Raw genomic sequence first — 12,397 nt, 5'->3', positions numbered from 1 at the left:
AATAGATAGGCGTTTAATCCCGAGTTTATTTTTCCTCGGCTTCTTTTTTCAACTTCCTATCTTGGTCGAAATGCCATTTGATAGCGAAGTATCCAGCCACGGCTAACGCGATGACCTTGATCGCCATAGCTACATAAGGGAAAAAATCTGTCCAATGACTCATTATCTATCTCCGCGTTAGTTGTAATCTTGTGGGCGTTCAAAAAATTTAAGGTCTAAACATGTCGTTTTTGTCATGCAGTTCTGATGGTTAGAACCAACTCTAAACGACGAATGACCTATCAATCGGTTGAATATATTTATCAGGACTATATTTGTCAATCTAACCAGAATGTTTTGGGGCACCTTGTTCACAGTTTCTTTTTTCAGCTCTTGAAAGCTCCTGCCTCCCCGATTACTAAAACAAAATTAAATCAAAGTGCGCGTGAGATCGCGATATCCATCATGCTTTGGGATAAATCACTTGAAAATACACGCTGAAACCGGATTCTGTAACGCTTTGATCTGTCCAAACAAACCGAGCCTCCCATGTTGAAAACATTGATCCCTACCTCTTTATCACTATTGCTGATGGCGTGCTCCTCGCCAAATGTCTACAACGATTTGAATGTGTCAGAGCCCATTGTCTCAGGGGAACACAAATTAGGGGTGGCATTTGGGGGTGGCGGTGTTCGGGGCTTTATGCACTTAGGCGTGTTAAAAGCGTTGGAAGAAGAAGGGATACAGCCGGATGTGGTCAGTGGAGCGTCTGCAGGTTCAATTGCGGCGACGCTTTATGCCTCTGGAATGAGTTTTAAAGATATGGAAGCCGCCATTGAAAAGCTCGGAGTATCTGACGTCGCGGACATTGTGCTTTCGTCCAAAGGGTTCGTAAATGGTAAACGCTTATCCGACTGGATCAACGCGCATGTCGGGTATAACGATCTGGCAGACATGCCCATTCCTGTAGCGGTGACTGCCACCAATATGACGACGCGTAAGACTGTGGTTATCCGTTCTGGCAACCCTGGGCATGCAGTACAAACCTCTTCCACCGTGCCAGGTACTTTTGTTCCCGTTGAAAACCAAGGTGATATCTTAATTGATGGCAGCGTATTCAGTGTTGTGCCGGTTTATACCGCAAAAGATCTCGGTGCTAAAAAGGTCATCGCGGTCGATATTTTTTGCCACAATCAACCCGCACCGGAATTGACTGTAAGTAAAGTGTTGCTGGCGACGTTCAGAATGCAGAGCTGTAGACTATCGCAACAAGAGATGGCCAGCGCAGATGTACTCATTACACCAAACTACGAACCAAGCAGTGATGTGTCGTTTAATGATAGAGCGAAATCCATTGAAGCAGGTTACCTTGCCGCAAAAGAAGTAATGCCACAAATTAAGGCGCTACTCGCGAAATAATGAATAAAAAGGGGATACATTTCGTTAGTCCCCTTCCCTTTTTAAGTTCGGATTTATAAAGGTTAATTCATCCCTCAAATCCGCTCGCCACGTTGCGGATATTTCAATTCACTACTGGCTTAGGTTCTAACATGCTTTTGCTTGTCGCTGGTTTCACTATTAAACCAATACCGACTAGGAACAGCACACAAGCAATCATTTGTGCGGTACTGAGCATCTCGTTATACATAAAATAGCCGGAAATTAGTGCAAATACTGGGACTAACAAGGTTAAAGGCGCGGTGGTGCTAAGCGGGTAGCGAATCAACAGATTGCTCCAAACCCAGTAACCAAATAATGTAGTTGGGTAAGCTTGGAATGCAACCGCTATGGTCGTATTCATATCCCAAACTTCAAAGGCGTGCACCACAATATTGGGACCATAAATGCTCACCGCGAACAACACCAGTGGAATAGGTGCAAAGAGCATCCCCCATACATTGAAAGCAAATGCTTGAGTGGTTTTCGACGCTTTTACTATCAAACCCATCACTGTCCAGCTGGCAGCGGCGATCATAATAAGAAACACACCTTCCGCCGTAAGGTTACCATTGGTTGCCGAGATCAATACCAACAAGGCGACCAATGCAGCGACAGCACCAATGACTTTGCGTTTTGAAGCGATATCTTTTTGAATAAACACGCCAACTGCCATGCTGATTAGCGCGTTCGATGAAAGCAGTACCGAAGACATACCGGATGAAAGCCCCGCAGTGATAGACCAAGATGCCATTCCCCACACCCCAACACCAAAAACGACGCCATAACTAGCCAAGTAACGCCATTTTACGTTGGGTCTGCGAATAAAAAAGATGGCTGGTATCACTGCCAAAGTAAAACGGGCAGCGGTTGCCAGTAATGGGTGAACATCGGTAATGCCCATCTTGATCATTGAGAAGTTGAAGCCCCAAATTGCCATAACAAAGACTGCCAACAATAGATCGTTTCTTTTCATAATTGTCCTCCTTTTCTCTTGAAAAAGAGTATTACTCGAGTACAGTTATCGGTACAGATACAATTATTCTCACAAAAAGCAGTACAGTTATGTCTATGAGTATGTACAGAACGTTAGCCAGCCGATTTATCCGAGAGATTGAGGTGGGTAAGCTTCCTGAAGGCAGCCGAATGCCTTCACTTAGGCAGCTCTCAAAGCAGCAAGCGGTGAGCATGTCGACGGCGGTGAGCTGTTATCAAGAGCTGGAATCGCAAGGCTGGATACATGCTCGTCCTCAAGCGGGGTATTACGTTTCTCCGCAACGGAGTAAACATAACACACCAGAATGGGCGCGCTTTGAGAGCAAGGTGTCTTCGGTAACTCAAAACTTCGCAATTCATTCTCTACATAATGGCCCGCTAGGCGTGTCCAGTACCGTTATAGACGAGGTTTCACAAAACGAGTTAGAGCGCAGTTTTCGACGCGCCAGTAAGCGAATCGGCAATCGCCTCAATCAATACCCGAATCCACAAGGTGATCCCCTACTGCGTAATGCACTGAGCGACCATTTCACGAAACTTGGACTGCACATAAACCCCAATGAACTCGTGATTACATCGGGTTGTATGCCTGCCATTAAAGCTGCGCTGGAATCTTGCACTCAGGTGGGCGATGCCATTGCTATCAGCTCGCCTTGCTTTAGTGGCATTTTAGATTTGCTTGGGCAAATGGGAAGAAAGATTGTCGAGATCCCCTCTTTAGATGACGGAATTGATTTGTCTCAACTTGAAGCGCATTTGCAGAAAGGTGTGGTTAAAGCGGGGGTATTTTGTACCTCGCACATGAACCCACAAGGGATAACCATGTCTGTAGAGCAAAAACAAAGATTGGCTGAACTGGCTAACGTTTTCCAGGTTCCGATCATTGAAGATGATGTGTATCTAGAACTCTCTTATTCCGACCACACACCCTTACCCGCTAAATATTATGATCAAGGTGGCTATATTCTTTGGTGTGGCTCTGTCTCCAAAAGTTTGTCGCCGAGCTACCGCTTAGGTTGGTGTATGCCCGGGCGTTACACGGATCGTTATCGCCAAAAGCATGCAGCATCCTGCTTTGGTATCTCCCTTCCTATGCAGCTTGCCATGGCAGATTTCATTGAGTCGGGTCATTACACAAAACAACTCAAACGTCGACGCAATACTCTACTTAATTTGAGGCAAACGTATCTCAGCTATTTGACTGAACACCTTCCAGAAAACGTTAACATCAGCCACCCTCAAGGCGGAATGGTGTTGTGGCTGCAAGTCCCTACCCTTAATGCCTCCAAGTTCGCCGAACTTGTGGAAGAAAAGAACATTGATATCCGTTTAGGTCACCTGTTCAGTACCTTGTCTATCTATAGCAACTGTTTAAGGATTAACTTTGGCTTTGAACTAACAAAAGAAGTAAAGGAAGAATTGGACGTATTGATTGATGCAGTAAAGCAGGCTTGTTGATAAACGTACAAACAGAACGCTTTCACACAAACCCATTTACAACTCATGCCATGTGTTGCTATTCTTCTCGCGGGTTTGCAGGACGCCCAGCTCGTGAAAGTTCACTCACCTGTGTAATAAGACAATTTAATTACTGACTCTTATCTATGGTCCTAAACGAGACAGACCAGCCACTCGATGGAGTTTGTATGCGTAATCAAAAATCCTCTAGTGATGCCAAATCACTGAAATCTTCAAAAACCAATACTGCTGTCGAATCCTTGCTGCGTGATGCTCGAAGGTTACACCGTGTCGCTAAATCTGGCAGTGTTTCAGAAGCCATGCCCATTGTCCGTAGAGTCAAAAAAACGGGCGTGTGTTTTGGTCAATCCATCTCTTCTTTATATAACGAACGCCACACCTTGCAGCGTAAACACTTTTTACGGTTGTTAGCCATTGAAGCGGGCTATCAAAGCTGGGAAGCGTATAAACCCGTACTGATGGCACAAAAGGATGGCACCTCTTACACACCTGACTTTGATAAGAAAGTCCTTTCGACTTTGAATCTCTGGTTTTCATCGGAACAAGAAGCTCAATCTTATGCCGATCAACATGGTGGTGAGGTGTTTAAATATGGCGAACAAGCGGTAATGATACCAAGAAACGCTCACGGAGAGGTTCAATGATGGCACATTTAACCTTTGAAATAGGCAGCGGTATTGCGCTGTTAGGTTGGCTATTTTTAGTGTTGGGGATCTTCGTTTCATCAACTCGGATTCGTTATGGGGTACTACTTTTCGGCGGGCGAATTATTCCTCTTGTCTTATCAGGACTTTACTTGTTTTTAGTATTTCGGTTTTGGGGCAGTTCACCAGAAGGGAATTTTTCTAGCCTAATCGGGGTGAGTAAGCTGTTTGAATCAGAAGGAAATTTAGCCACTGGTTGGCTTCACTTCCTTATTTTCGACTTGTTTGTTGGTCGCTGGATGATTGATGAGGTTACACGCGCTAACCTACCCAAATGGCGATTAATTCCCTGCTTACCACTGACATTTTTGTATGGTCCCACTGGCTTAATCGTGTTCTTCGCATTTCGATTGTTTGATGAACGTGAAAAGTACGCTTTAGTAGCCAATTAAAGACTCATTCTGCCTGTGGGCGTCCACTGGATTGGTCGCCCACACTCCTAATCTCGATATTTATTTAACGCAGCCGTCATTGCTTCGGGGAAGCCAACACCACCGTGACCTGCTTCTTCTAAAACAATCAGCTCGCTATTTGGCCACGCTCGGTGCAAGGCTAAGGCGGTATCCAATGGACCAGAAATATCCCACCTACCGTGAATTAAGGTAGCGGGTATGTCTGCTATAAGGTGCATTCCAGCCATTATTTCATCATCTCTTAGAAAGCATCCGTTGCTCCAGTAGTGAGTCACAAGGCGAGAAAAAATCAAGCTGAATCCAGGCTCTTGGTAGCGTGGTGAAGGTGCCCACCCTGGCGTTAAGGAAACGTGGGTATCCTCCCACAAACACCATTCAAGCGCTGCTTTTCTGTGAATAGCTGGATCTGGGTTAGACAACATGCGAGCGTATGCGGCAGACAAATCACCGTTTCTTTCCGCTTCTGGTACGTGCGAACAAAAACGTTCCCATTCATGGGGAAACACCCTGCCCATATCTCGAGTTATCCACTCTATTTCTTGTCGAGTGCCCGATGTTATCGCCCCCAACACCATGGCTTGTACGCGGTTTGGATAACGTTGGGCGTACACCAGACCTAACGTCACACCCCAAGAACTGCCCACCACAACCCAGCGATCGATATTGAGGTGTTCACGTAAGGCTTCTATATCGGCAATGAGGTGATCCGTGGTGTTTGTGCTTAAGTCAATATTTGGCTCCGATGCTAAGGGGCGGCTACGCCCGCAACCACGTTGGTCAAATAATACTGCTCGATAGGCTTTTGGATCGAAATTGCGCCTTGAGCCTGCTCCACAACCGCCTCCCGGTCCTCCATGAAGATAAAGCGCAGGTATTCCAGCTGGGTTTCCGACTTCTTCCCAATATAAGCGATGCCCATCACCGACTTCGATCATTCCTGAATTAAATGGCTCAATAGCTGGGTAACGCTCTTTCATCTTCAAATCCTGTTTTTCGCTTACGCAGCTCACAGAGTTGTGTGAGCTTTAAAAATGGGGCGGACATCATACTCACATATAGCCATTTCACTCGTTCTTGATTGCAAAGACTTTGACTTTTTATAGTATTTTGCGAGGTAACTCAGAAACCAATCGATGGTATTGAATACGGTTTGGGAGTTTGATGGATGGGTTGGTTAAACAAGAAACCAAAGCACCTACTGCATTTTGCAAATACTTTGCGTTTTGAAAATGCAAATATGCAACAAAGTGGTGAGCAAACGTTTTCGTCAGTCTATTTTCAAGGGTTTAAAATTGGCACGTGAATTGTATTAGTAAGTGTGACCCTTTTAAGCCGGGGTCACCTAGCCAACTGACGTTGTTAGTGAATAGATTTGTTCACAATTGTATAGCCAGCCGCACTCTATATTGCGACTGGCTTTTTTCTTTTGTGAGCAATGGTGTGATGCGAGCTAAAAATTCGAATGGCTAAAATCCGACATCTACGTATATGAGCTCTAGCTCTTTCGCCGAACAATCCACCCCGTTGAATTCAGCCGTTACTTTCTTACCTCCCATCCCGGCAGCTAGTAAACTTGAATACATCACTTTTTCATATTCGCTATTGAGATAAATTATGGAGTAATAGGAACAGCCAGAAAATTTAACATACGCCACCGTTTTTCTAACTCTGACATTATCAACATCCAAATTGGTTTTAATTTGTCCCGCCAATATCGGCTCTGACACCATTATGGCTAAAAGCATGAGTAACTTTTTCATAGGTATATCCGTAAACGTTTATATAAAAGAAGAGCCCTGCATAGAGCTCCTTATTAAATTGAGTACGATGTGGCTAGTACACAATATAATCTGGTGACTGATAAGTTGGATTTTTCTCAGTGCAAGAATTTAAGTTACCCCAATAAAACGTTACGGGAGTCTTTGCTGTTCTGGCAGCCAGCAACATACTGAAGGCACGATCTTTGTCGGTTTCACTCGTCCACCTTATCTGACACCAACTTTTACACGTCTTACTTGATGTAAAGTAGACGTTTCCATTTTTGTGTAAGATCGCTGCGCTAATCGATTCTGTACAATGGATACCGGCAAATGAAGATCCGGTAAATAAGCTCATAAGAAAAATCAGTTTTTTCATCTTTAGTCTCTATCTATCAAAAAGCTGGGGAATCATTATTGGTGAGGTTAGAAAGTTTGCTTTACTTCTTCGGCGTGACCGATTTCGCAATGGTATCGACCGTTTTCGTCACTTTCTCGATCTCTTCTGGGCTTCCCATGGAGATCAGGCGGATGTAATAGCCGTTATCTAGCGTACCTATGTATTGAATAACAGCTTGATTGCTTGTTTTTGCTACCGTTCGGTAACCATCTTTGCCGACAAAACTGACCTTATCTTCAGATATGATTTTGTGGTCTTCAAACCCTTTGATTGACTTTAAAAGTGTTTTGGCGTGTTTGGATTGGTCTGGAATTCGACTTTGAGATATTGAACTTGCGATGATCAAAAGCGGTTTCTCACCCGATTTATCCATACCATCAAATGTGGTCAGTGAAACGGTGGAATTCCCCATTACGTCCGCTACTTTGAAAGGGGTTTCTGGCTCAAATGTGAAAGGAAGTAAGGCTATTTTCTCAGAAAGGCTAGCGGCATTTCCTATTTGAATATTCTTGATTGAGTTCATTACCGCCGCTTTGTTCAGCGCATCTTTGCCCATAATGTTGTAGGTAACCATCACCGTTTTCTGACCTTTGAAAAGGGCGATATATTTCCCCACAGTCACACCAGATATCGCCTGTGTACCGATGACAATCGGGGCTTTGTACTGAGAGATCCCCTCATAATTTCCCCAAAGCGTAACCATGTGTGAATAAATTTTGAGCTAGTAGGGTTGCAGCCACGAGTAAGTCTTCCCTTGTTATTGTGTAGCCAGAATGCCGCAAAACTTCCATGCCTAAGCGAACTGTTGAGAGTACGTTTCGATTTCTGACTGTGTTAGCCTGGAAGTGCTTGTCCCAACCTTGTTTCTGAGCATGAACGCCCGCAAGCCAACATGTTAGTTGAAGCATCAGGGCGATTAGCAGCATGATATCAAAACGCTCTGAGCTGCTCGTTCGGCTATGGCGTAGGCCTAGTCCGTAGGCAGGACTTTTCAAGTCTCGGAAGGTTTCTTCAATCTGCATTCGCTTCGAATAGATATTAACAAGTTGTTTGGGTGTTCGAATTTCAACAGGTAAGTTAGTTGCTAGAATCCATGGCTCCTTTGCCGACGCTGAGTAGATTTTAGGTGACGGGTGGTGACAATGAGTCCGTGTCGAGCGCTGATTTTTTCGGCCTTTAGAGCGAGATTTATACAATAGAATTTGGCATGAGATTGGATTGCTTTTAGTCAGCCTCTTATAGCCTAAAGTCTTTGAGTGACTAGATGACATATCATGTAAGTTGCTGATAGGTTTCCAGTTTTCCGCTCCTAGGTCTGCATATTGTACTTTTCCTCTTACTCGACTTAACCAGTACCAACCCAGCTTCTCAACGGATTTATACCATGGCACTTTAAAGCCAGCATCACTGACAATGAGCGGTGTGGTGTTACTCGGTAGAATGCTCGCAAGGTCGGCTAGAAATTGGTCATGAGCTTTCTTTGAACATTGCTCTGAAAGCGGGAACGCTTTCTCATAAAGAGTAACAGAACGACCGTGTAGTGCGACTGAAGCTCGCAATACCATAAGCCGTTTTTGCTCACGAATATCAGACCAGTCAACAAGTACAATGGGCATCGTATTGCCCGAACAGATAAAGCTAGCATGCCAACGGTATACAGCGAGTCTCTCTTTGTGGAGGTGACGATTACCTAACAATCGGTCGATTCGTTTGATGTTATGTTTTGTTCTCGCTTTGGTTGGCAGGTTACGGCCAAGTTCGGTAAGAGTGAGAGTTTTACAGTCAAGTAATGCGTGGCAAGCCAACGTTAAGCTGTTGAGTCGTTTTAAGTGTAATTCGGGGCAGAATTGGTAAAGAGAGTCGTGTAAAATATCGAGTTCGCACATCTTGTTGTCTGATTATTGATTTTTCGCGAAACCATTTGATCATATGACAAGATGTGTATCCACCTTAACTTAATGATTTTTACCAAAATCATTAGGGGATTCATCAGGGCTTTGTATCCATCTAATTCAACGGAGCTCAGTTCAAGTACAGAGAGACCTTGCTTACCGAAACCCTGTTTAGCCATATCGAGATCACTGAACAATACTGAAAGTTGGTCAAAGGCTTCTAACGGAAGCTCCATAACGACAACACTGGAGTTGTTTTTTGCGTTAATAAAGCCAGCAAAGGAGTCCGATAATTTAAAACCGTTAGGCTGCTCCATACTGGCAGACGTACCTGGAATCTGAACTCGCTCTTGCGCAGCCCAGGAGCTGAACGACAATATTACCGTTAGCAACAAAATGCATTTTGCCTTTATCATCTTTTTGAACCTAGTTTTTAGTATTTATGAAGTAGAAAACACTAACATATCGATTCATCAAACCAATGAATACAAATGAAATTTTGGATCCTATTCAGATAAATATGCTGTTACTTTTTGCGATTACATGGAATGATGAAATCAACGTGATAATGTTCGTCGTGCCTTACCCACGAACGTCTTTTGGAAAGCTTAATGTTTTCCTTGATGTATGAGCCATAGGTGGTTTTGAATAACCCTGATTGAAGTTTGGGATCGAAAATAACACGCCATAAATCATGACCTCGTTTTTTCGACTCTTTGTGGAGTTCGACTAAATGGGCAGCTAGCGCGGTGAAGTCTATCTCTAAGTCGTCATATCGTCCTTTCGCATCCAACTCGATGTCGTACCCCAGCCTATTCAGTGGGTTCGTTGGTAAATGCTCGGATTCTCCATCTTGATTGATCATGGGTGTCATGAAGTCAACAGATAACCCATTACGATGAGTCTTATGCGGGCTGAATTCCCCGCCTTCTTCAAAACCCGTTTCAGCATATTTGAAGATTTTATCTGGGTGGGATTTCAATAAGTTTTGGTATGCAGAGAGCATGATTTCACTCACTGCGGAGTGTACATACGTTCTACCTGCTGCGCTCGCGAGTAGGCTGTAGGATTCAAAATTTTCACCATACAATGGCAATTTTACCCCGTTCTCCAAATACCCATTCGACGTGGTTCCGTAGCATGTACTCGGCTTACTCATTGAAGGAAAAGCGATGGTCGCAAGTAAAAGCCCTAAGATGGTTTGTTTCACTACTTTACCGTATTGAAAATTCAACTTATCCTCCAACTTTGCCGGAGTCGAGACGTTAGAACAAAATGAATTTCCGTGAAAAGAAGTACATTGTGACCAGGCACAAAAAAAGCACCGTTTAAGTGCTTTTTTTAGAGGATTGTTACCTTTATTTGGGGGCCAATCCCATTTCATCTAGCCGCATCAAAATTTCCGTTTTTCTAGATTTAGCAATTGCACGCCAATCAACGTTTTCTTTAGCGCCCATAATGGCATAAATGGAGTTTAAGCCCGTTCCTTTCACTTTGGTTTTAAGACGTGCGTAAAGCTCGTAGCTGTCGGTATTAAGAAAATCTTCGACCGAATGAACATCGACTTGCGCTAGGATTTCTTCACTCTTTGGTCCGAACCCTTTTAGATCTCTCAACCTTTCCATGTAAATGTTCCTGCTTGCTATTTTACTTTTGGTGGTCACTGGAATTGAGAAGGTATATCACATCGCTGTGTCAGATTCTGTCAGTGACTCCACTAAAGCGCAGGAACATGGTTTATTTCCATTCAAATACGCCATCTTTCACACTGCAGTTTGCAACGACATCTGCACTGTTTTCAATATAAACCTGCTGAGAAGCAGAAACATCGTAGGTGAGATATTCAGAGCACTTCGCACTCTGACCTGTTCCTATAACTACTTTTGTTCCCGGTTTTAAATGACACGTCACCAGTTTATCTAGTGGCGACCATTGGTAACAAATTTCATAATTTTCTCGGTATTTAGCGACATTTCCTGCAGGAACTTCATGTGCCCACCATTGACCAAATTGGCTGTATGGATTCGTACTATTCCACGCTCGGAAGAGCGTAACGTTTGAGGCATCCTTGCTCACGTACACTTTACCTTGGCACAATTTACCTTCTTCTGGTGCGCCCAACGCGTTTTCTAATAAGGCAGCATCTTCTGCGGCTTCAAAGTGATCCGCGAGATGTGCTGGCAGCTCAACACTTCCTTCACAGTTAACGGGAGTGAGCGATGCTTTTTCAACGTTCTGCTGATTCACACACCCAGCCAGCATAAGAATAGAGGCACCCGCAATGGCTACTTTCATTTAACAATCCTTTGATTTGTCGGTAAGCAGCAAAGTGTACATAGTATGAAATTGATGTCACCCATCTAAATAAGTGAATATCGTGATGCTCACATTCCGTTCTTTTTCCTTTCACAAAGCGTACTCTAAGGTGCTGGCTAAAAGGGAGATTGTATGGTTTCACGCACCCATTTATGTCGAGCGGAGTGGCTATTCTGCTGATGCCAAAGCTGAACAATGGAATACGGAGCAAGGTCAATAGGAGAAGGGCATTGCGCCAAACCATTAAAGATGGATTCTGAGAGCCGAGAAGGCATGGTGGTAATGATATCAGTGCCACGAACTAGGCTGGCTAATACATTGAAAGAACTGGTTTTGATTGCAATTTTCCGTTCCTTACCACGAGCCACTAACTGGTTGTCGGCTTCGGTCTTTTTAATGTCTCCCAACACAATGATGCCGTGTCTTGCATTGCAATATTCCTCTACGCTGCTTGGTGCACTGCGCTGGCTTGGATCGTAATAAACAACATCAAAATCTGAAATCAATCGTTTTTGACGTATATCAGTGGCATCGATATCAATATCTGGGTTTATTGCTAGATCTGCCACTCCTTCCCTTAATGCGGTTGGAATATCCAAACCAGAAATCGCATGAATGATTCGAATCGTCAGTTCAGGTGCTTGCTGCTGAAAAAGAGGAAATACAGGCTTCAGAATATGTTCGATTTCATAATCATTCGCCATGATCGTGAATTCCCCCTTATCAGTAGAAGGATCGTAAGTCATATCGGTCGACATGGCTTCTAACTTGGCAAGGACTAACCTTGCATCCAGCGCCACTGTATCTGCCCTTTCTGTAGGAATAAGCCCTCTCCCACTTCGAACAAACAATGGATCATCCAGAATTTTCCTAAGCCTTTCCAATGCATGACTGGCTGAAGATTGGTTAATGTTCAAATGCTGGGCAGCCCGCGATACAGACTGAAAATCGTAAATGGCGAGAAATTGCGTCAGCAACTTGCCATCTATCGCTAAATAATCGGTTTTGTGCATATTACCTATTC

At 44.0% G+C, this 12,397-nt stretch carries 16 protein-coding genes; 4 read left to right on the top strand and 12 right to left on the bottom strand.

Annotation, left to right across the window (positions count from 1 at the left end; translation table 11 throughout):
* Nucleotides 1–25 precede the first annotated feature (25 nt).
* Entirely contained in the window at nt 26–163 is a 138-nt protein-coding gene (locus LDO37_RS21355; protein WP_167404731.1) for a hypothetical protein, read from the bottom strand.
* A 365-nt stretch (nt 164–528) separates the two neighbouring features.
* On the opposite strand from LDO37_RS21355, the gene LDO37_RS21350 reads away from it, so the two are divergent.
* Nucleotides 529–1,398 (top strand): patatin-like phospholipase family protein, encoded by an 870-nt coding sequence (locus LDO37_RS21350; RefSeq protein ID WP_224055868.1) that lies wholly within the window; start codon nt 529–531, stop codon nt 1,396–1,398.
* Nucleotides 1,399–1,501: 103 nt separating this feature from the next.
* Here the strand turns inward: LDO37_RS21350 and LDO37_RS21345 are convergent, their stop codons facing one another.
* Nucleotides 1,502–2,392 carry an EamA family transporter gene (locus LDO37_RS21345; RefSeq protein ID WP_126606596.1) on the bottom strand — a complete coding sequence of 297 codons (891 nt, stop codon included), beginning with the start codon at nt 2,390–2,392 and terminating at the stop codon, nt 1,502–1,504.
* A 95-nt stretch (nt 2,393–2,487) separates the two neighbouring features.
* Here LDO37_RS21345 and LDO37_RS21340 point away from each other — a divergent pair, with 95 nt between their 5' ends.
* The 3 genes from LDO37_RS21340 to LDO37_RS21330 all read left to right on the top strand — a co-directional run bounded on the left by LDO37_RS21340 (nt 2,488) and on the right by LDO37_RS21330 (nt 4,987).
* A complete protein-coding gene (locus LDO37_RS21340) occupies nt 2,488–3,870 on the top strand; it encodes an aminotransferase-like domain-containing protein (protein WP_126606597.1) in 1,383 nt (460 codons plus the stop codon).
* A 188-nt stretch (nt 3,871–4,058) separates the two neighbouring features.
* Nucleotides 4,059–4,535 (top strand): hypothetical protein, encoded by a 477-nt coding sequence (locus LDO37_RS21335; RefSeq protein ID WP_126606595.1) that lies wholly within the window; start codon nt 4,059–4,061, stop codon nt 4,533–4,535.
* A complete protein-coding gene (locus LDO37_RS21330) occupies nt 4,532–4,987 on the top strand; it encodes an ABA4-like family protein (protein WP_126606594.1) in 456 nt (151 codons plus the stop codon). The genes LDO37_RS21335 and LDO37_RS21330 overlap by 4 nt, the downstream gene beginning before the upstream one ends.
* A gap of 47 nt (nt 4,988–5,034) precedes the next feature.
* On the opposite strand, the gene pip is transcribed toward LDO37_RS21330, so the two are convergent.
* The 10 genes from pip to LDO37_RS21280 form a co-directional block, all read right to left on the bottom strand.
* Complete coding sequence (pip, locus tag LDO37_RS21325; protein WP_126606593.1) at nt 5,035–5,985, bottom strand: prolyl aminopeptidase; 951 nt, start codon at nt 5,983–5,985, stop codon at nt 5,035–5,037.
* Nucleotides 5,986–6,474: 489 nt separating this feature from the next.
* On the bottom strand, nt 6,475–6,768 hold the full coding sequence (locus LDO37_RS21320; protein ID WP_126606592.1) for a hypothetical protein: 294 nt from the start codon (nt 6,766–6,768) through the stop codon (nt 6,475–6,477).
* A gap of 73 nt (nt 6,769–6,841) precedes the next feature.
* The gene (locus LDO37_RS21315) at nt 6,842–7,144 is read right to left on the bottom strand and encodes a hypothetical protein (RefSeq protein WP_224056080.1); all 303 of its coding nucleotides are present in this window, start codon (nt 7,142–7,144) and stop codon (nt 6,842–6,844) included.
* A 61-nt stretch (nt 7,145–7,205) separates the two neighbouring features.
* Complete coding sequence (locus tag LDO37_RS21310) at nt 7,206–7,868, bottom strand: hypothetical protein (RefSeq protein ID WP_148112112.1); 663 nt, start codon at nt 7,866–7,868, stop codon at nt 7,206–7,208.
* The gene (locus LDO37_RS21305; RefSeq protein ID WP_006250222.1) at nt 7,843–9,051 is read right to left on the bottom strand and encodes an IS4-like element ISVsa5 family transposase; all 1,209 of its coding nucleotides are present in this window, start codon (nt 9,049–9,051) and stop codon (nt 7,843–7,845) included. Before LDO37_RS21305 ends, LDO37_RS21310 begins: the two co-directional genes overlap by 26 nt.
* Nucleotides 8,991–9,473 carry a hypothetical protein gene (locus LDO37_RS21300; RefSeq protein ID WP_224056079.1) on the bottom strand — a complete coding sequence of 161 codons (483 nt, stop codon included), beginning with the start codon at nt 9,471–9,473 and terminating at the stop codon, nt 8,991–8,993. Before LDO37_RS21300 ends, LDO37_RS21305 begins: the two co-directional genes overlap by 61 nt.
* A gap of 110 nt (nt 9,474–9,583) precedes the next feature.
* On the bottom strand, nt 9,584–10,291 hold the full coding sequence (locus LDO37_RS21295; RefSeq protein WP_224055866.1) for a penicillin-insensitive murein endopeptidase: 708 nt from the start codon (nt 10,289–10,291) through the stop codon (nt 9,584–9,586).
* 124 nt (nt 10,292–10,415) lie between these two features.
* Nucleotides 10,416–10,682, bottom strand: coding sequence for a TfoX/Sxy family DNA transformation protein (locus LDO37_RS21290; RefSeq protein ID WP_126609814.1), 267 nt, complete (start codon nt 10,680–10,682; stop codon nt 10,416–10,418).
* 112 nt (nt 10,683–10,794) lie between these two features.
* On the bottom strand, nt 10,795–11,352 hold the full coding sequence (locus LDO37_RS21285) for a hypothetical protein (protein WP_126609815.1): 558 nt from the start codon (nt 11,350–11,352) through the stop codon (nt 10,795–10,797).
* Between the two features lie 137 nt (nt 11,353–11,489).
* Nucleotides 11,490–12,386: a LysR family transcriptional regulator gene (locus LDO37_RS21280; RefSeq protein ID WP_101110005.1), complete on the bottom strand. Its 897-nt coding sequence runs from the start codon at nt 12,384–12,386 to the stop codon at nt 11,490–11,492.
* Nucleotides 12,387–12,397 lie beyond the last annotated feature (11 nt).

The organism is Vibrio penaeicida (assembly GCF_019977755.1).
Taxonomy (GTDB): Bacteria; Pseudomonadota; Gammaproteobacteria; order Enterobacterales; family Vibrionaceae; genus Vibrio; species Vibrio penaeicida.
The sequence above is the reverse complement of the archived record's forward strand: the minus strand, read 5'-3'. Positions and strand labels throughout refer to the sequence as shown.

Coding starts and splice junctions, on each gene's coding strand:
- LDO37_RS21340 (WP_126606597.1), top strand. CDS start 2,488: ATGAGTATGTACAGAACGTTAGCCAGCCGATTTATCCGAGAGATTGAG.
- LDO37_RS21315 (WP_224056080.1), bottom strand. CDS start 7,144: ATGAAAAAACTGATTTTTCTTATGAGCTTATTTACCGGATCTTCATTT.
- LDO37_RS21280 (WP_101110005.1), bottom strand. CDS start 12,386: ATGCACAAAACCGATTATTTAGCGATAGATGGCAAGTTGCTGACGCAA.
- LDO37_RS21300 (WP_224056079.1), bottom strand. CDS start 9,473: ATGATAAAGGCAAAATGCATTTTGTTGCTAACGGTAATATTGTCGTTC.
- LDO37_RS21335 (WP_126606595.1), top strand. CDS start 4,059: ATGCGTAATCAAAAATCCTCTAGTGATGCCAAATCACTGAAATCTTCA.
- LDO37_RS21355 (WP_167404731.1), bottom strand. CDS start 163: ATGAGTCATTGGACAGATTTTTTCCCTTATGTAGCTATGGCGATCAAG.
- LDO37_RS21345 (WP_126606596.1), bottom strand. CDS start 2,392: ATGAAAAGAAACGATCTATTGTTGGCAGTCTTTGTTATGGCAATTTGG.
- LDO37_RS21330 (WP_126606594.1), top strand. CDS start 4,532: ATGATGGCACATTTAACCTTTGAAATAGGCAGCGGTATTGCGCTGTTA.
- LDO37_RS21310 (WP_148112112.1), bottom strand. CDS start 7,868: ATGGTTACGCTTTGGGGAAATTATGAGGGGATCTCTCAGTACAAAGCC.
- LDO37_RS21285 (WP_126609815.1), bottom strand. CDS start 11,352: ATGAAAGTAGCCATTGCGGGTGCCTCTATTCTTATGCTGGCTGGGTGT.
- pip (WP_126606593.1), bottom strand. CDS start 5,985: ATGAAAGAGCGTTACCCAGCTATTGAGCCATTTAATTCAGGAATGATC.
- LDO37_RS21350 (WP_224055868.1), top strand. CDS start 529: ATGTTGAAAACATTGATCCCTACCTCTTTATCACTATTGCTGATGGCG.
- LDO37_RS21290 (WP_126609814.1), bottom strand. CDS start 10,682: ATGGAAAGGTTGAGAGATCTAAAAGGGTTCGGACCAAAGAGTGAAGAA.
- LDO37_RS21320 (WP_126606592.1), bottom strand. CDS start 6,768: ATGAAAAAGTTACTCATGCTTTTAGCCATAATGGTGTCAGAGCCGATA.
- LDO37_RS21305 (WP_006250222.1), bottom strand. CDS start 9,051: ATGTGCGAACTCGATATTTTACACGACTCTCTTTACCAATTCTGCCCC.